This window comes from Pseudomonas sp. FYR_2 (assembly GCF_043106425.1).
Lineage (GTDB): Bacteria > Pseudomonadota > Gammaproteobacteria > Pseudomonadales > Pseudomonadaceae > Aquipseudomonas > Aquipseudomonas monteilii.
Genome location: NZ_JBICMM010000048.1, coordinates 201,898 through 218,200, shown reverse-complemented (window position 1 = coordinate 218,200; position 16,303 = coordinate 201,898). Strand labels below are relative to the sequence as shown.

15 protein-coding genes and 1 pseudogene are annotated in these 16,303 nt (G+C 61.8%); 8 read left to right on the top strand and 8 right to left on the bottom strand.

The features are described from left to right. Positions 1–24: 24 nt before the first annotated feature. Positions 25–612, bottom strand: coding sequence for a TIGR00730 family Rossman fold protein (locus tag ACF8R4_RS21935; protein ID WP_060500400.1), 588 nt, complete (start codon positions 610–612; stop codon positions 25–27). A gap of 349 nt (positions 613–961) precedes the next feature. Here ACF8R4_RS21935 and azu point away from each other — a divergent pair, with 349 nt between their 5' ends. Beyond that, positions 962–1,411, top strand: coding sequence for an azurin (gene azu / locus ACF8R4_RS21930; protein ID WP_025752457.1), 450 nt, complete (start codon positions 962–964; stop codon positions 1,409–1,411). Positions 1,412–1,526: 115 nt separating this feature from the next. On the opposite strand, the gene nadE is transcribed toward azu, so the two are convergent. Next, on the bottom strand, positions 1,527–2,354 hold the full coding sequence (gene nadE, locus ACF8R4_RS21925; protein WP_200928840.1) for an ammonia-dependent NAD(+) synthetase: 828 nt from the start codon (positions 2,352–2,354) through the stop codon (positions 1,527–1,529). Positions 2,355–2,357: 3 nt separating this feature from the next. Next, positions 2,358–3,563 (bottom strand): nicotinate phosphoribosyltransferase, encoded by a 1,206-nt coding sequence (gene pncB / locus ACF8R4_RS21920; RefSeq protein WP_060498568.1) that lies wholly within the window; start codon positions 3,561–3,563, stop codon positions 2,358–2,360. A 448-nt stretch (positions 3,564–4,011) separates the two neighbouring features. On the opposite strand from pncB, the gene ACF8R4_RS21915 reads away from it, so the two are divergent. From ACF8R4_RS21915 to ACF8R4_RS21890, 6 genes are all read left to right on the top strand, one after another. Then, positions 4,012–5,148, top strand: a complete 1,137-nt coding sequence (locus ACF8R4_RS21915; protein WP_060498567.1) for a branched-chain amino acid ABC transporter substrate-binding protein — start codon at positions 4,012–4,014, stop codon at positions 5,146–5,148. 154 nt (positions 5,149–5,302) lie between these two features. Next, positions 5,303–6,217, top strand: a complete 915-nt coding sequence (locus ACF8R4_RS21910; RefSeq protein WP_014592581.1) for a branched-chain amino acid ABC transporter permease — start codon at positions 5,303–5,305, stop codon at positions 6,215–6,217. Positions 6,218–6,219: 2 nt separating this feature from the next. Continuing rightward, on the top strand, positions 6,220–7,521 hold the full coding sequence (gene livM / locus ACF8R4_RS21905; RefSeq protein ID WP_060498566.1) for a high-affinity branched-chain amino acid ABC transporter permease LivM: 1,302 nt from the start codon (positions 6,220–6,222) through the stop codon (positions 7,519–7,521). After that, positions 7,518–8,393, top strand: coding sequence for an ATP-binding cassette domain-containing protein (locus ACF8R4_RS21900; RefSeq protein ID WP_019098909.1), 876 nt, complete (start codon positions 7,518–7,520; stop codon positions 8,391–8,393). Before livM ends, ACF8R4_RS21900 begins: the two co-directional genes overlap by 4 nt. Further along, the gene (locus tag ACF8R4_RS21895) at positions 8,390–9,106 is read left to right on the top strand and encodes an ABC transporter ATP-binding protein (protein WP_016712243.1); all 717 of its coding nucleotides are present in this window, start codon (positions 8,390–8,392) and stop codon (positions 9,104–9,106) included. The genes ACF8R4_RS21900 and ACF8R4_RS21895 overlap by 4 nt, the downstream gene beginning before the upstream one ends. 593 nt (positions 9,107–9,699) lie before the next feature. After that, the gene (locus ACF8R4_RS21890; RefSeq protein ID WP_060498564.1) at positions 9,700–10,467 is read left to right on the top strand and encodes an SDR family oxidoreductase; all 768 of its coding nucleotides are present in this window, start codon (positions 9,700–9,702) and stop codon (positions 10,465–10,467) included. 123 nt (positions 10,468–10,590) lie between these two features. Here ACF8R4_RS21890 and ACF8R4_RS21885 read toward each other — a convergent pair whose 3' ends face one another. From ACF8R4_RS21885 to ACF8R4_RS21875, 3 genes and pseudogenes are all read right to left on the bottom strand, one after another. Beyond that, entirely contained in the window at positions 10,591–11,688 is a 1,098-nt protein-coding gene (locus tag ACF8R4_RS21885) for an AGE family epimerase/isomerase (RefSeq protein ID WP_060498563.1), read from the bottom strand. Positions 11,689–11,731: 43 nt separating this feature from the next. Further along, positions 11,732–12,367 carry a TetR family transcriptional regulator gene (locus ACF8R4_RS21880; RefSeq protein WP_019098907.1) on the bottom strand — a complete coding sequence of 212 codons (636 nt, stop codon included), beginning with the start codon at positions 12,365–12,367 and terminating at the stop codon, positions 11,732–11,734. A gap of 133 nt (positions 12,368–12,500) precedes the next feature. Beyond that, positions 12,501–12,761 (bottom strand): annotated as a pseudogene (locus ACF8R4_RS21875) (phage infection protein); the annotation flags it as partial. 341 nt (positions 12,762–13,102) lie between these two features. Here ACF8R4_RS21875 and ACF8R4_RS21870 point away from each other — a divergent pair. Next, complete coding sequence (locus tag ACF8R4_RS21870) at positions 13,103–15,169, top strand: AsmA family protein (protein WP_164525128.1); 2,067 nt, start codon at positions 13,103–13,105, stop codon at positions 15,167–15,169. A 111-nt stretch (positions 15,170–15,280) separates the two neighbouring features. On the opposite strand, the gene ACF8R4_RS21865 is transcribed toward ACF8R4_RS21870, so the two are convergent. Together ACF8R4_RS21865 and osmE are read right to left on the bottom strand one after the other, a co-directional pair. Beyond that, complete coding sequence (locus ACF8R4_RS21865) at positions 15,281–15,811, bottom strand: bacterioferritin (RefSeq protein WP_016712237.1); 531 nt, start codon at positions 15,809–15,811, stop codon at positions 15,281–15,283. A gap of 42 nt (positions 15,812–15,853) precedes the next feature. Next, the gene (osmE, locus tag ACF8R4_RS21860; RefSeq protein ID WP_016712236.1) at positions 15,854–16,195 is read right to left on the bottom strand and encodes an osmotically-inducible lipoprotein OsmE; all 342 of its coding nucleotides are present in this window, start codon (positions 16,193–16,195) and stop codon (positions 15,854–15,856) included. Positions 16,196–16,303: the final 108 nt, after the last annotated feature.

Below are 16,303 nucleotides of genomic sequence, written 5' to 3'. Positions count from 1 at the left end.
AAAGCGGTCCCAAAAATCTCAGCTTCAATCAGGCTGCTTGTCGACCCACTTTGGCGCCACTGGCGCAACAAAGCTGTCCATCCCGTCCAGCAGCGCATCCGGCTGCTGCGCCAGCAACAACATTGCCCGATGTTGCGGCCGCACAAAGCCTTCTTCGACGATATGGTCGAGGAACCCGCCCAGCTTGTCGTAGAAGCCGTTCACATCGAGCAGCCCCAGCGGCTTGGCGTGATAGCCCAGTTGCCCCCAGGTCCAAACCTCGAACAACTCTTCCAGCGTACCCAGCCCACCCGGCAGGGCGATGAAGGCATCGCTCAGCTCGGCCATGCGTGCCTTGCGCGCGTGCATGCCATCGACCACTTCCAGGCGCGTCAGGCCTTTGTGGCCGACTTCAGCGTCCAGCAGGCTTTGCGGGATGATGCCGACCACTTCGCCACCTGCTGCCATGGCCGCGTCGGCCACCACGCCCATTAGGCCCACGGCGCCGCCGCCATACACCAGGGTCAGGCCACGGCGGGCAATGGCCTGGCCGAGCGCGACGGCAGCTTCACGGTAAGCAGGGTTGGCGCCAATGCTGGCACCACAGAACACACAAACGGAACGTACGGGCATTGCTCATCTCCTGTCACTCAGGTGCACAGGGTACGGCGCATGCCCGTTGCTTCCAAGGCCGCGTTCATTCCGGGCGGGAGAATTCGCAGATGGCGCCGGTAGCCCCGTGGGCATAGGCGGCGAGCAGGCTATTGATGAAGGCAGAGATGGGCATTTGGTATTGCTCCTAAATGAGAGGTTGTCCCATCGTCTAATAAAAGGGCATGATGTGCCCTTAGATTGGTTGTATACAATCCATTGAACAATTCTACTGGCTGGCCTCTTGACACCCCCTTGACCCATATCAGCAAGGGGCTGAACGGTTTCAGGCAGTCTCGCAATTGATAAAACCCTGCCAAGGAGATTCATGATGTTTGCGAAAGCTGTAGCGGTATCCCTGCTGACCCTCGCCAGCGCCTCTGTCTTCGCCGCCGAGTGCTCGGTAACTGTCGACTCGACCGACCAGATGTCCTTCAACACCAAGGAAATCACCGTCGACAAGAGCTGCAAGGAATTCACCGTCAAACTGACCCACTCGGGCAACCTGCCGAAAAACGTGATGGGCCACAACCTGGTGATCAGCAAGACTGCCGACATGCAGGGCATTGCTACCGAAGGCATGAGCCAGGGCCTGGACAAGGACTACATCAAGGCTGACAACGCCGCGATCATCGCTCACACCAAGATGATCGGTGCGCCTGAGAAAGAAACCGAAGTGAAGTTCGACGCTACCAAGCTGGAAGCCGGTGGTGACTACAGCTTCTTCTGCACCTTCCCGGGCCACATCTCGATGATGAAGGGCAAGGTTGTCGTCAAGTAATGACAGCTGAGTAGGCCTATCGGGCCTATTCGCGGGCACGCCCGCTCCCACAGGATCACCACACACTCTGAAGGCTGTGTAGTACCTGTGAGAGCGGGCGTGCCCGCGAAGCTTTTCAAGGGGCGAACGGCAGTTCGCGCTTGTGCTGGGTCTTGCGGTAGGTGGCAACGATGATGTCGAACGCCGCCTGATCAACCGGCTGACCATGCAGGAAGGCATCGATCTGCTGGTAGGTCACGCCATGGGACGCTTCGTCCGGCTTGCCCGGTGCCAGGTCCTCAAGGTCTGCAGTCGGCACCTTCTCCACCAGTGACTCCGGCGCACCAAAGCTGCGCGCAATGGCCCGTACCTGGCTCTTCACCAGCCCGCTCAGCGGCGCCAGGTCGCAGGCACCATCACCAAACTTGGTAAAGAAGCCCATCACCGCCTCGGCGGCGTGGTCGGTACCGATCACCAGGCCCGCACGTGCGCCGGCAATGGTGTACTGGGCGACCATGCGCGTACGCGCCTTGACGTTGCCCACCACGAAGTCCACCAGGGTTGGCGAGCCATTCTTCAGTTCTACAACCTCAGCGGCCAGCGCCCTCACTGCCGGGGCAATGTCGACGGTGTGCACTTCATCGGCCTTGATCACGTCCAGGCAGGCCTGGGCGTCATGCTCGTCATGTTGCACCTGGTACGGCAAGCGCACGGCAATGAAGGTGTAGGCCTTGTCGCCGGTCTCGGCGCGCAGCTCGTTGATGGCGCGCTGGGCGAGCAGGGCGGCGGTCAGCGAGTCGACGCCACCGCTGATGCCCAGCACCAGGGTCTTGAGCCGGGCGTTGGCCAGGCAGTCCTTGATGAACGCCACGCGCCGGGCGACTTCGGCCTCAAGTGCGGCAGTGTCGGCGAACGGCGGCTGTACCTTCAGCGCCTGGGCAATCTCTTGCTGAACCGCTTGCATGGGTTACTCCTTGCTGGGGACTTTGAATACGTGGCGCAGGTAGGCGACGAAGTTCTCGTCGCGGCATTGGGTCTTGGCGGCTTCGTCCGAGATCTTGGCCACTGGCGCGCCGTTGCAGTCGGTCATTTTAAGCACGATGCTCATCGGGGCCACACCCGGGATGTCGCAGGTCAGGTTGGTGCCGATGCCAAAACTGACGTTGATGCGACCGCGCAGGGCACGGAATATTTCCAGCGAACGGGTGAGGTTGAGGCCATCGGAAAACACCAGGGTCTTGGTCATCGGGTCGATACCCAGTTTCTGGTAGTGGGCAATGGCCTTCTCGGCCCAGGCCACCGGTTCACCGGAGTCGTGGCGCAGGCCGTCGAACAGCTTGGCAAAGTACAGGTCGAAATCGCCAAGGAAGGCATCCATGGTGATGCAGTCGGTCAGGGCGATGCCGAGCAGCCCGCGGTATTCGCGCACCCAGCAGTCCAGCGCGGCGATCTGGCTGTCGATCAGGCGCGGGCCGAGTTGCTGGTGGGCCATGATCCATTCATGGGCCATGGTGCCCAGTGGCTTGATATCCAGTTTCCATGCCAGGTCGACGTTGCTGGTGCCGACGAAGCGGCCCGGGAAGTCGTCGCGCAGTACCCGCACCACGTCTTCCTGCACACGGCTGGAAAAGCGCCGCCGGGTGCCGAAGTCGGCTACCTGCAGTTCGGCCAGTTCATCGTCACTGGCATGCGCGCGCAGCCAGTCGAACTTGCGGTACAGCTGGTCGCGGGCCTCCGCCAGGCGCATGCGTGGGTGCAGGTGGCGGTTGCGCACTTCGCTGATGATGGCCAGCAGTGGTACTTCGAACAGGATCACATGCAGCCACGGGCCTTTCAGGCGCAGGAACAGCTGGTCGTTTTCGATGCCGATGCGCACGTAGCGCAGGTTGAAGCGAAACAGCCGCAGAAAACGCAGGAAGTCGGGCTTGAGGAAGCTGATGCGCTCGAGGAAGGCCGGCTGGCCATCATCCAGGGTGAGGTCGCTGAGCAGTTCGAGTTGGTGGCGGATCTCGCCAAGATACGGGCGCAGGTCCTCGCCGTTGCGGCAGCGGAATTCCCATTCGACGTCGGCGTCCGGGTAGTTGTGCAGCACGCCCTGCATCATGGTGAGTTTGTAGAAGTCGGTGTCGAGCAGGTTGTGCACGATGCGCTCGGCGAATGCGCTCTCGCTCATCAAGGGGGGCTCCGGAAGCGGCGAATGGCGGACATTGTGCCAGCCTTTTGGGGCTTGTTGTGTCCGTGCTTGCCCGCGAAGAGGCCGGAACAGCCAAAACAGAGGTGTTTTTCCGTGCACCGGCTAGCCTTCAAACGGTGCCGCCTGTAGCAGTCGCGCACCAGCGGTGTGCACTTCGGTGACGTCCGCTGTTACAGGGCGGTTGCACGTAAACACTTGCCAGGGTTGCAATGATGGCACATGGCGGTTGCTCCTTGTCTGTACGTGTGGTGGCGCCTGCCGCGTGGCAGACGGTTGCACGCTCAATAAAGAAAAGGCCGCCGGTCGCCTGCTGGCGCCCAGCACAGTCTGTTTTCCCGGAAGACAAACCCTATGGCACGGCCCTTGCTCTGAGCACAGGGTTGAGAAGTTGTAGTGCCAACCAAAAAAACTCTAGGAGCACCACCTCATGTCGCAGACGTTTTACAAGAAAGGTTTCCTGGCTCTGGCCGTGGCTACAGCACTGGGTGTTTCTTCGTATGTTCAGGCCGACGTCAAGATCGGTGTAGCGGGCCCGATGACCGGGGCGAACGCAGCGTTTGGCGAGCAGTACATGAAAGGTGCGCAGGCAGCGGCCGACAAGATCAACGCCGCCGGCGGCGTGAATGGCGAAAAAATCGTCCTGGTAAAAGGCGATGACGCCTGCGAGCCCAAGCAGGCCGTAGCCGTGGCCAACCGCCTGGTCGACCAGGACAAGGTGATCGGCGTGGTCGGCCACTTCTGTTCCTCCAACACCATCCCGGCCTCCGAGGTGTATGACGAAGCCGGCGTTATCGCCATCACCCCGGGCTCCACCAACCCGCAGGTGACCGAACGCGGCCTGAGCGCCATGTTCCGCATGTGCGGCCGCGACGACCAGCAGGGCATCGTGGCCGGCGACTACATCGTCGATGTACTCAAGGGCAAGAAAGTCGCGGTGCTGCACGACAAGGACACCTACGGCCAAGGCCTGGCCGATGCCACCAAGGCGCAGCTGGAAAAACGTGGCGTGAAGCCTGTGCTGTACGAAGGCCTGACCCGTGGCGAGAAAGACTTCAGCGCCGTGGTGACCAAGATCCGCTCCACCGGTGCCGACGTGGTCTACTTCGGCGGCCTGCACCCGGAGGCTGGCCCGCTGGTACGCCAGCTGCGTGAGCAGGGCCTGAAGGACGTCAAGTTCATGTCCGATGACGGCATCGTCACCGACGAACTGGTGGCCACCGCTGGCGGTGCGCAATACGTCGATGGCGTGTACATGACCTTCGGCGCCGACCCGCGCCTGCTGCCAGACAGCAAGGCGGTGGTTGAAGAGTTCCGCAAGAACGGCACCGAACCTGAAGGCTACACCCTGTATGCCTACGCCTCCCTGGAAGCCCTGGCCGCCGGTTTCAATGGCGCCAAGTCGAACAAGGGCGAAGACGCCGCCAAGTGGCTCAAGGCCAACCCGGTCAAGACGGTGATGGGCGAGAAGAAGTGGGACAGCAAGGGTGACCTGACCGTGTCCGACTACGTGGTCTACCAGTGGGACAAAGACGGTAAATACCACCAGCTGGAAAAACAAAAATAACAACGGCCCACGGCCCGGGCTGATGCTCGGGCCCAAGCCCCGCGGTACCTGTCTTTATTCGTAGATCTGCACAGTTCTGCGCTGCGAGGGCCCCGCACCGGTGGCCCGCGCCGTGGTCGGCGCTCGTGCAATCTCAATCAGGTGAGATTGCGTTATGGATGGTATTTTCCTGCAGCAACTGGTCAACGGCCTGACCCTCGGGTCGGTCTATGGCCTGATCGCCATCGGCTACACAATGGTCTATGGCATTATCGGCATGATCAACTTCGCGCACGGCGAGGTGTACATGATCTCCGCGTACCTCGCGGCGATCAGCCTGGCATTGCTGGCTTACTTCGGTGTCGAGTCGTTCCCCCTGCTGATGCTGGGCACGCTGTTGTTCACCATCGTCGTTACGGGCGTATACGGCTTCACCATCGAGCGCATCGCTTACAAACCCCTGCGTAACTCTACCCGCCTGGCACCGCTGATCAGCGCCATCGGTATTTCGCTGATCCTGCAAAACTATGCACAGATCAGCCAGGGTGCCCGCCAGCAAGGTGTTCCGACCTTGCTTGAAGGTGCCATGCGTGTCGAAGTCGGCACCGGCTTCGTGCAACTGACCTACACCAAGATCTTCATTCTGGTGGCAGCCTTCGTCGGCATGGGCCTGCTCACCTACGTGATCAAGTACACCAAGCTCGGCCGCATGTGCCGCGCCACCCAGCAAGACCGCAAGATGGCCTCGATCCTGGGCATCAACACCGACCGGGTGATTTCCTATGTGTTCGTTATCGGTGCAGTCATGGCCGCGCTGGCCGGCGTGCTGATCACCATGAACTACGGCACCTTCGACTTCTACGCCGGCTTCATCATCGGCATCAAGGCGTTCACCGCCGCTGTGCTCGGTGGTATCGGCTCGCTGCCTGGCGCCATGCTCGGCGGGATCATCCTGGGTATTTCCGAGTCGCTGTTCTCTGGCCTGATCAACTCCGACTACAAGGACGTGTTCAGCTTCTCGCTGCTGGTGATGATCCTTATCTTCCGCCCACAAGGCCTGCTGGGTCGCCCGCTCGTGGCTAAGGTGTGAACATGTCCGTTGCCAAAACTGCCGCTGTTACCGAAACCAAGGGTTTCGACCTTAAACGCAGCCTGCTGGAGACCATCGTCGCCGGCCTGCTGGCACTCATAGTGTTTGGCCCGGTCGTCGGCGTGGTGCTCGACGGCTACAGCTTCAATGCCGAGCCGCGGCGCGTGGCCTGGCTGGTGGGCGGGGTGATGCTGGGGCGCTTCCTGCTCAGCCTGTACCTGCAGACCGCTGCAGGCACGCGCATGCTCCAGGGCTTTGAAAGCGGTGGCTCGGGCGTGCATGTGAACGCACCGGACTACAAGTCGCGCTTGCGTTACATCATCCCCGCGCTGATCGTGATTGCCATTGTGTTCCCGGTGTTTGCCAACAAGTACCTGCTGACCGTGGTCATCCTCGGCCTGATCTACGTGTTGCTGGGCCTTGGCCTTAACATCGTGGTCGGCCTGGCCGGCCTGCTCGACCTGGGTTATGTGGCGTTCTATGCCATTGGTGCCTACGGGTTGGCGCTGGGTTACCAGTATTTGGGCCTGGGCTTCTGGAGCGTACTGCCGCTGGCGGCCATCGCCGCAGCGCTGGCGGGATGTATTCTCGGTTTCCCGGTGCTAAGGATGCACGGTGACTACCTGGCGATCGTGACCCTGGGCTTTGGCGAAATCATCCGCCTGGTGCTGAACAACTGGCTGTCGTTCACCGGTGGCCCCAACGGCATGCCGGCCCCGCCGCCAACCTTCTTCGGCCTGGAGTTTGGCCGTCGGGCCAAGGACGGCGGCGTACCGATTCACGAGTTCTTCGGCTTCGATTACAACGCCAACCTCAAGTTCGTGTTCATCTACGCGGTGCTGTTCATCGTTGTGCTGGCTGTGCTGTACATCAAGCACCGCCTGACCCGCATGCCGGTCGGCCGGGCGTGGGAAGCGCTGCGCGAAGACGAGATCGCCTGCCGTTCGATGGGCCTGAACCACGTACTGGTCAAGCTCTCGGCCTTTACCCTGGGTGCTTCCACTGCCGGCCTGGCCGGGGTGTTCTTTGCCACTTACCAAGGCTTCGTCAACCCGTCGTCGTTCACCTTCTTCGAGTCGGCGCTGATCCTCGCCATCGTCGTACTGGGTGGCATGGGCTCGACGGTAGGCGTGGTGATCGCAGCGTTCGTGCTGACCGTGGCGCCCGAGTTGCTGCGCAGCTTCTCCGAATACCGGGTACTGCTGTTCGGCGTGCTGATGGTGCTGATGATGATCTGGCGACCGCGTGGGCTGATCCGCATCAGCCGTACCGGTGTGACCCCGCGTAAAGGAGTGGCGCCATGAGCGACGATATCATTCTCTCGGTCGACAACCTGATGATGCAGTTCGGTGGCATCAAGGCGCTCAGCGACGTCAGCCTCAAGGTCAAGCGCAACCAGATCTTCGCCCTGATCGGCCCCAATGGCGCGGGCAAGACCACGGTGTTCAACTGCCTGACCGGCTTCTACAAGGCCAGCGGTGGGCGCATCGAGCTGAACGTGCGTGGCAGCCACACCAACGTCATCCAGCTGCTTGGCGAGCGCTTCCAGGCGGCGGACTTCGTGTCGCCGGCGCGCTTTGCCAACCGCCTGTACTACAAAATGTTCGGCGGCACCCACCTGGTCAACCGCGCAGGCCTGGCCCGTACCTTCCAGAACATTCGCCTGTTCAAGGAAATGTCGGTGGTGGAAAACCTGCTGGTGGCCCAGCACATGTGGGTCAACCGCAACCTGCTGGCCGGTGTGCTCAACACCAAGGCCTACCGCAAGGCCGAGAGCGATGCGCTGGACCACGCCTTCTACTGGCTGGAAGTGGTCGACCTGGTGGACTGCGCCAACCGCCTGGCCGGCGAGTTGTCTTACGGCCAGCAGCGCCGCCTGGAAATTGCCCGGGCCATGTGCACGCGGCCAAAGATCATCTGCCTGGACGAACCGGCAGCAGGCCTGAACCCGCAGGAAACCGAAGCCCTCAGCCGCATGATCCGTGTGTTGCGGGACGAGCACGACATCACCGTGGTGCTGATCGAGCACGACATGGGCATGGTCATGAGCATTTCCGACCATATCGTGGTGCTGGACCACGGCAACGTGATTGCCGAAGGCGCCCCGCAAGACATCCGCCACAACCCGACGGTGATCGCCGCCTACCTGGGTGCAGACGAAGAGGAACTGGTATGAGTGCGCCCATTCTCGAACTGAAGGACCTGGACGTGTTTTATGGGCCGATCCAGGCGCTGAAAAAGGTGTCGATGCACATCAATGAAGGCGAGACGGTCAGCCTGATTGGTGCCAACGGTGCGGGCAAGTCGACCCTATTGATGTCTATTTTCGGCCAGCCTCGGGCAGCGTCGGGGCACATCGTTTATCGCGGCACCGACATCACCCGCAAGTCGTCGCACTACATCGCCTCCAACGGCATCGCTCAGTCGCCGGAAGGGCGCCGGGTGTTTCCCGACATGACCGTCGAGGAGAACCTGATGATGGGCACCATTCCCATCGGCGACAAGCATGCCGACGAAGACATGCAGCGTATGTACGAGCTGTTCCCGCGCTTGAAGGAGCGGCGTAACCAGCGGGCCATGACCATGTCCGGGGGTGAGCAGCAGATGTTGGCGATTGCCCGGGCGCTGATGAGCCGGCCGAAGTTGCTGCTGCTGGACGAGCCGTCGCTGGGGCTGGCGCCGATTGTGGTCAAGCAGATCTTCTCGACCTTGCGCGAGCTGGCCAAGAGCGGGATGACCATCTTTCTGGTGGAGCAGAACGCCAACCATGCGCTGAAGCTGTCGGACCGGGCGTATGTGATGGTCAACGGGCAGATCCGCATGACCGGGACCGGGCAGGAGTTGCTGGTCAACGAAGAGGTGCGCAACGCCTACCTTGGCGGGCACTGAGTTTCATTCGGGGCCGCTGAGCGGCCCCATTCTCAATGTGGACAACTTGCCGTGGGCCTGTTTCCTCATACCCCGGTTTTCCTTCCCGAGCCCATCTTTCCACAGGCCGGATCTTTTCCACGGATAATGTGGAACCGCCTGTGGAAAACATGGTGGCATCTCGCTCAAGCCCTTTAATATCAGGCTCTGTAGAGGTCTGATCATTTTTTGATCATGTCGTGCTTGTGGATGATTTTTCGCGTTTTTTCAAAGCCCTGCAAGCACTTCGATGACAGTGCATGCCTTGTGGATAAGTCTGTGAAAAAACCTTGGATAGAGCGCTGCAGGCGGCATGCTTGAAAGCCTTGCGTCATCATCGAAAAGATATCCACTGACCACGCAGCGCTGAAAGGGTTCCGCACCGTGGACAAGTTGCCCCCAATCCGTGGGGAAAGCCTTGTGGATAACATGCGCATAGCTGGCGCCGGGCCCTCTGCTGCAAGGGTTTGCCGCAGATGAACAAAAAATGAACAGCCGCCTGACCGGCTTGCTGCCAGCGCCCGGCGCGGGCATGCTGCAAAGCTGCCATGACAACCTACCGTGAGGAACAGAGCATGACGTCCACCGTATTCATCACTGGCGCCACGTCCGGTTTCGGCGAGGCCACCGCCCGCCGCTTTGCCGAGGCCGGCTGGAAACTGGTGCTCACTGGCCGTCGCAAGGAGCGCCTGGACGCCCTGTGCGCGGAACTGTCGGCCAAGACCGAAGTGCATGGCCTGGTGCTGGACGTACGTGACCGCAAGGCCATGGAACAGGCCATCGCCACCCTGCCGGCCGGCTTCGACAAGCTGCGCGGCCTGGTGAACAACGCCGGCCTGGCGCTGGGCGTGGATGCGGCGCAGAACTGCAGCCTGGACGACTGGGAAACCATGGTCGACACCAACATCAAGGGCCTGATGTACACCACCCGGCTGCTGCTGCCACGCCTGATCGCCCACGGCCGTGGGGCGTCGATCCTCAACGTGGGGTCGGTGGCGGGCAACTACCCGTACCCGGGCAGCAATGTGTACGGCGGCACCAAGGCTTTCGTTGGCCAGTTCTCGCTGAGCCTGCGCTGCGACCTGCGCGGGACTGGCGTGCGGGTGAGCAACATCGAGCCGGGCCTGTGCGAGAGCGAGTTCTCGCTGGTGCGCTTCGGGGGGGACCAGGCCAAGTACGACGCGACCTACGCGGGTGCCGAGCCGATCCAGCCGCAGGACATTGCCGAGACCATCTTCTGGATCCTCAACCAGCCAGCTCACATCAACATCAATAGCCTGGAGCTGATGCCGGTGAGCCAGGATTGGGCAGGGTTCTCCATCGACCGGTCGGTCAAAGGTTAATGTCAGTCGGTTAAACGACTGGGGCCGCGTTGCGGGCCATCGCCTGCAAGCCAGCTCCCACAGGATTGTGCAATCCTCAGGAGCTGCGCTGTACCTGTGGGAGCTGGCTTGCCGGCGATGGCGTCAGCCCAGGCGCTGCAACCCTTCCAGGCAGGTCGCCAAGTGGTAGGGCGTAGTCGAAGGCATATCATGCCGGCTGACATTACCTTCCCCATCCCGGCATTCATACCAGCCCGCTTCCCGCAGGAACCGCGCTTCCAGCGCCTGCATCTGGCTGGCCAATTTCGCCTCACCCGCCTCACGTAGCACCAGCGCCCGCAGGTACTCCGCCTGCGCCCAGATCCGCTGGGTGGCGTCGATCACCTTGCCATCCACATCCAGCATTGCCAGCACTGCCGCATCTTTCACCCCGTACTGCTCGGCAAAGCCGAATGCCCGGTCGAGGGACGCATGCAGTGGCGTGTCACACAGCAGCGGTGAGGTATGCAGCAGGTAGAACCACTCGAACTGGTGCCCCGGCTCAAACCAGTTATCCACAGCCCCGCGTGGCTTTTCCAGCATCAAGCCGTGGGCCGGTTCGATGAAGTGTGTTTGCAGTGCTTCGCACAATTGCAGCAGCGACTGTTGGGTATGTTCATCATCACGCACCGCCAGCACTTGCAGGAACGCTTCGGCCAGGTGCATCTGCGGGTTCTGCAGCGGGCCGCTGCCCAGGTCGGCCCAGTCTTCGCCCAGGCTGGCTTCGTACAGGCCGTCGTCACGGGCGAACTGCTGGTCGATAATATCCAGCGCAGCGTTCAAGGTGGACTCGACCAGGCTTTCGCGCACCTTGCCCCAATAGTGCGCGCAGGCAAAGACGATGAAGGCGTGGGTATACAGGTCCTTTCGCCGATCCAGCGGCTTGCCCTGGGCGTCGATGCTGTAGAACCAGCCACCGTGCTCGGCGTCGTGGAAATGCTTTTGCAGCGAGCGGAACAAGGCGGCCGCGCGTTCGGCTGCGCCGGGTTGCCCGATGCGGCTGCTGAACAGGTACAGCTGGCGTGCGCAGGCCATCGCCCGGTAGCGCTGCACCGGCAAGGGCTGGTGCTGGGCATCCAGGGCTTCGTAGGGCAGGGCCATGTCGGCATTCCAGCCCGGGCCTTGCCACAGCGGCACGATGCGTTCGGCGAAGTGCTGGTTGAAGCGGGCCAGTTCGGGCAGGGTGAGGCGGGGGTTGGACATTTCGGCGCTCGTCGCTGTCGGGCAGGGCGCCATGGTAGCAGAACTAGGGTTGTGGGTTGCCCAGCCCTTGCCAATGCCGCGCCCCGACAAAGATGAAGCGCAGTTGCTGGGTGATCTTTTCCTGCGGCGTCAGTGCCTGTGGATAACCCGGTTCCGGGCTGTCGATAAGCTCTGGTAGGGTGGCGAACACGGTTTTCACCACCAGGTCGGCCATCACCGCCAGCGCGGCGCTGTCCAGGTGCTGCCAGCGCTTCATGCGCGCAAGGTCGGTGGCCAGGTCGTCGCTGATGTCCTGGCGCAGGCGGGCAATGGCCTGGCGCACGGCTTGTGAACCACCGTACTGCTCGCGGGCCAGGAACAGGAACTGCGCGCGGTGGGCGGCCACCACATCGAGGAAGATGCGCACCGAGGCGTCGGTGATGCCGCCCAGTTCGAATTCGTTTTGCCGTACCAGGCGGATGGTCTGACGGAAGGTTGTGTCGATTTCGGCCACCAGGGCCAGGCCCAAGGCGTCCATGTCGGAAAAATGCCGGTAGAACCCGGTGGGCACGATGCCTGCCGTCTTTGCCACTTCACGCAGGCTGATACTGCCGAACCCCCGGCCGCTCTCCATCAGCAGGCAGGCGGCATCGAGCAGGGCCTGGCGGGTCTGTAGCTTCTGTTCGGCGCGCGGCAGCATGGTGCGGGCTTCTGTGACGGTAAGGCTGGGCACTCTAGTTAAAAAAACAAAGCCCGGTCAATGACCGGGCCTGGAGGGGAGCAAGCGTTGTGACATGAGTTGTTCTTTTCGACCATGGCGATCAGCTCACACGGCTGAGTTCAACCAGACGATCCGAACCACCTTCAGCTACGCGGCCACTGCGTTCGATCAGGCGATCAGAGCCACCTTCGGCGACACGGCCACTGCGTTCGATCAGGCGGTCAGAACCCCCTTCGGCTACGGTTTTCAGCGGTTGGGCGATTTCGGCAGCGCTGGAGCGCGACTCAGCGGTCAGGTGTTGTTCGGCGGCGGGCAGGGCAAAAGCGTTGGCAGCCAGGATGGACAGGGTCAGGGTCAGCAGATGGCGTTTCATGATGTCGGTGCTCCTCTCGGGGGCTGGAAAGTGGGTACGAAGCCAATGCTACGCCGCGTAACGCCAGAGAGAAGTTCATACGGGTAATGGTAACAATCGACCGCATTGATAGAGGTTTGAAAAGGCTCTATCCCGTACATTTCAGGGATAGGTAGGGCGAATTTCCCCTGCTGCGGGCGGGTAACAGGTAGGGCCTGGCGCGACAAATTGCTGAGCAAAAGGCCAGGAAAAACTTCGCTATCATGGCGCCATCGATAAAACCCTGCGGGTTTTCATCAGTCCCAGATACTAAGTGCCACCGCTGCGCCCGTTTTGTGCCATGCCGCAAGGAGAACCCCGCAATGACGCGTCCCGCCAGAATTCTCGTCTGGACTCTCACCAGCCTGCTGACACTGCTGGCGATCCTGGTGGTTGTGATTGCCACCTTTGACTGGAACCGCGTCAAGCCGCTGCTGAACGAGAAGGTTTCCGAGGCCCTGCACCGGCCTTTTGCGATCAATGGCAACCTTGACGTGCAGTGGCATACCGACCCCGAGGAAGGTGGCTGGCGTGCCTGGGTGCCATGGCCGCACTTCATCGCCGAAGACCTGACGTTGGGCAACCCCGACTGGCTCAAGGAGCCGAAGATGGTCGGCCTGGAGCGTGTCGAGTTCCGCCTGGCGCCGTTGCCGTTGCTGTTCCAGCAGATCAGCATCCCGCGCATCAACCTCACCAAACCTACGGCCAGCCTCACCCGCCTGGCCGATGGCCGGGCCAACTGGGCCTTTGACCTCGGGCCAAAGGACGAAAACGCAGAACCTTCAAAATGGCAGCTGGACATCGGCGCCATCGGTTTCGACCAGGGCAATGTCAGCTTCGACGACCAGACCCTGCATACCAGCATGAAGGTGCAGATCGACCCGCTGGGCAAGCCGATCCCGTTCAGCGAAATCGTCGGCAAGGCCAGCGCCGAGAAAGCCGGTGGTGCCCAGGACTACGCCTTCGGGCTAAAGGCCCAGGGCCGCTACAAGGGCCAGCCGGTGTCCGGCACTGGCAAAATCGGCGGCCTGTTGGCCTTGCAGGACGCCAGCCAGCCGTTCCCGCTGCAGGCCGACGTGCGGATTGCCGATACCCATGTGGTGCTCGCCGGTACCCTGACCGATCCACGCAACCTCGGTGCCCTCGACCTGCGCCTGCGCTTGTCCGGCGCCAGCCTGGGTAACCTCTATCCATTGACCGGCGTGACCCTGCCAGACACCCCGGCCTACTCCACTGACGGCCGCCTCAACGCCAACCTCCACGCGGCGCAAGGGGCGACATTCAACTACCGGGGCTTCAACGGCAAGATCGGTGACAGTGATATCCACGGTGACCTGGCCTTCGTCGCCAGCCAGCCACGGCCCAAGCTGTCGGGCAACCTGGTTTCGAACCAGTTGCTGTTCAAGGACCTGGCACCGCTGATCGGTGCCGACTCCAACGCCGAACAGAAGGCCCGTGGCGGTGCCAGCAAACAGCCGACCGGCAAGGTGCTGCCGGTGGAAGAGTTCCGCACCGAGCGCTGGCGCGCCATGGACGCGGATGTCACCTTTGCGGGCAAGCGCATCGTGCACAGCGCGCAACTGCCGTTCAATGACTTGTCGGCCCACGTGATTCTGGAGGACGGCCTGCTGCGCCTGGAGCCCCTGCGGTTTGGCGTGGCGGGCGGCAACCTGGCCTCAAAGATCCGCCTGGACGGGCGCAACGTGCCATTGCAGGGACATGCCCAGCTGACTGCACGTGGTTTCAAGCTCAAGCAACTGTTCCCTTCCTTTGCACCGATGCAGACCAGCTTTGGCGAGCTGAACGGTGATGCTGACATCCGCGGCCGTGGCAACTCGGTAGCGGCTTTGCTGGGCACGGCCAATGGTGACCTGCGCATGCTGATCAACGATGGCGCCATCAGTCGCAGCCTGATGGAGATTGCCGGTTTGAATGTGGGCAACTACGTGGTCGGCAAACTGTTTGGTGACGAGGATGTGAAAATCAATTGTGCGGCGGCGGATGTGGGGATTAAAGATGGCCTGGCCACAACGCGCCTGTTCATCTTCGATACCGAGAACGCCATTATCTACATCAACGGTACGGCCAATTTCGCCAGCGAGCAGCTGGACTTGAAAATCACGCCAGAATCGAAAGGGCTGCGGCTGTTCTCGCTGCGCTCGCCGCTGTATGTGCGCGGGCCGTTTGCCAAGCCCAGCGCAGGTGTACAGGCGCTGCCGTTGGCGCTACGCGGTGCGGGAATGGTGGCGCTCGGTGTCGTGGCCGGCCCGGCGGCGGGGTTGCTGGCGCTGATTGCGCCTAGCAGCGGGGATGATCCTAACCAGTGCACGCCGTTGTTGCAGCAAATGAAGGCGGGCAAGGCGCCGGCGGCGGTGAAAGGGCGGAAATAGCAGGGGGCCGCTGTGCGGCCTATCGCGACACAAGGCCGATCCTACAGGGGAATGCGATCCCTTGTAGGAGCGGCCTTGTGTCGCGATGGGCTGCAAAGCAGCCCCTTGCGATTACAGCCCCTGTAACAGATCGGACATGTCGTCCGCGTGCTCTTCTTCCTGCGCCAGGATGTCCTCGAAGATGCGCCGCGTAGTCGGGTCTTTGTCGCCGATGTACTGAATGATCTCGCGGTAGCTATCAATGGCAATCCGCTCGGCCACCAGATCCTCCAGCACCATCTCCTTCAACGAATTACCCGCCACATATTGGGCATGGGAATTCTTGCTCAGGTTATCCGGGTTGAAATCCGGCTCCCCGCCCAGCTGCACGATGCGCTCCGCCAGTTTGTCGGCATGCTCGGCTTCCTGGTTGGCATGCTCCAGAAACTCGCTGGCCGCCACACTGGCCTTGATGCCGCTGGCCATGAAGTAGTGGCGCTTGTAGCGCAGCACGCAGACCAGTTCGGTGGCCAGTGACTCGTTCAGCAGGCGCAGGATCTCCGTGCGGTCGGCGTTGTAGCCTTCGGTCACCGCGCCTTGCTCGACATGCTGGCGGGCACGCTCGCGCAGGGTTTGCACATCGGTCAGTTCAACGTTGCTCATGGTTATCTCCAGGCGGGTCAGGACGGTAGATGAGGGGGGGACTCAGGCGCCATGCAAGGCGTCGCTGTCCTCTTGGCGTTGTTTGCAGGTTTTGAAACCCTTGGCGTCGACATGGCCGGTGGCGTCGAAGCGCACGTAGTAGGGCTGCTGCTTGCCGTCGCGGTTGAGGATGTAGTCGTTGCAGGTGCCCCCGTGCGGCAGGTCGATCACGTTCGACGGGCTGCCGCCGATGGCGATGACCTTCTGCATGGTCATGCCGTGTTCCACTTGCTTGACCAGCGGCTCGTCGCGGTAGGTGACGTAGTCCACCGGGTTTTCCGGGCGGCTGCCGCAGGCGGCCAGGGTGGCGCTTGCCAGAAGAATTGCCAGGGTCTGCTTGTACATGGTCCCGCTCCGTGCAAAGGGTCTGTGTGGTTTGGAACCACAGCGCGCGCCCGGAGTTCGATTGCGATGGTCATGATGGCCGCTGTAGTGTTGGCCGGTCGTCCACGG

What these genes read in the sequence shown, in the direction of transcription:
- nadE (WP_200928840.1), bottom strand. Translation starts at nt 2,354, where the DNA reads ATGCAAGCGGTTCAGCAAGAGATTGCCCAGGCGCTGAAGGTACAGCCG.
- ACF8R4_RS21895 (WP_016712243.1), top strand. Translation starts at nt 8,390, where the DNA reads ATGAGTGCGCCCATTCTCGAACTGAAGGACCTGGACGTGTTTTATGGG.
- ACF8R4_RS21885 (WP_060498563.1), bottom strand. Translation starts at nt 11,688, where the DNA reads ATGTCCAACCCCCGCCTCACCCTGCCCGAACTGGCCCGCTTCAACCAG.
- ACF8R4_RS21880 (WP_019098907.1), bottom strand. Translation starts at nt 12,367, where the DNA reads ATGCTGCCGCGCGCCGAACAGAAGCTACAGACCCGCCAGGCCCTGCTC.
- ACF8R4_RS21910 (WP_014592581.1), top strand. Translation starts at nt 5,303, where the DNA reads ATGGATGGTATTTTCCTGCAGCAACTGGTCAACGGCCTGACCCTCGGG.
- livM (WP_060498566.1), top strand. Translation starts at nt 6,220, where the DNA reads ATGTCCGTTGCCAAAACTGCCGCTGTTACCGAAACCAAGGGTTTCGAC.
- azu (WP_025752457.1), top strand. Translation starts at nt 962, where the DNA reads ATGTTTGCGAAAGCTGTAGCGGTATCCCTGCTGACCCTCGCCAGCGCC.
- ACF8R4_RS21935 (WP_060500400.1), bottom strand. Translation starts at nt 612, where the DNA reads ATGCCCGTACGTTCCGTTTGTGTGTTCTGTGGTGCCAGCATTGGCGCC.
- osmE (WP_016712236.1), bottom strand. Translation starts at nt 16,195, where the DNA reads ATGTACAAGCAGACCCTGGCAATTCTTCTGGCAAGCGCCACCCTGGCC.
- ACF8R4_RS21865 (WP_016712237.1), bottom strand. Translation starts at nt 15,811, where the DNA reads ATGAGCAACGTTGAACTGACCGATGTGCAAACCCTGCGCGAGCGTGCC.
- ACF8R4_RS21915 (WP_060498567.1), top strand. Translation starts at nt 4,012, where the DNA reads ATGTCGCAGACGTTTTACAAGAAAGGTTTCCTGGCTCTGGCCGTGGCT.
- pncB (WP_060498568.1), bottom strand. Translation starts at nt 3,563, where the DNA reads ATGAGCGAGAGCGCATTCGCCGAGCGCATCGTGCACAACCTGCTCGAC.
- ACF8R4_RS21900 (WP_019098909.1), top strand. Translation starts at nt 7,518, where the DNA reads ATGAGCGACGATATCATTCTCTCGGTCGACAACCTGATGATGCAGTTC.
- ACF8R4_RS21890 (WP_060498564.1), top strand. Translation starts at nt 9,700, where the DNA reads ATGACGTCCACCGTATTCATCACTGGCGCCACGTCCGGTTTCGGCGAG.
- ACF8R4_RS21870 (WP_164525128.1), top strand. Translation starts at nt 13,103, where the DNA reads ATGACGCGTCCCGCCAGAATTCTCGTCTGGACTCTCACCAGCCTGCTG.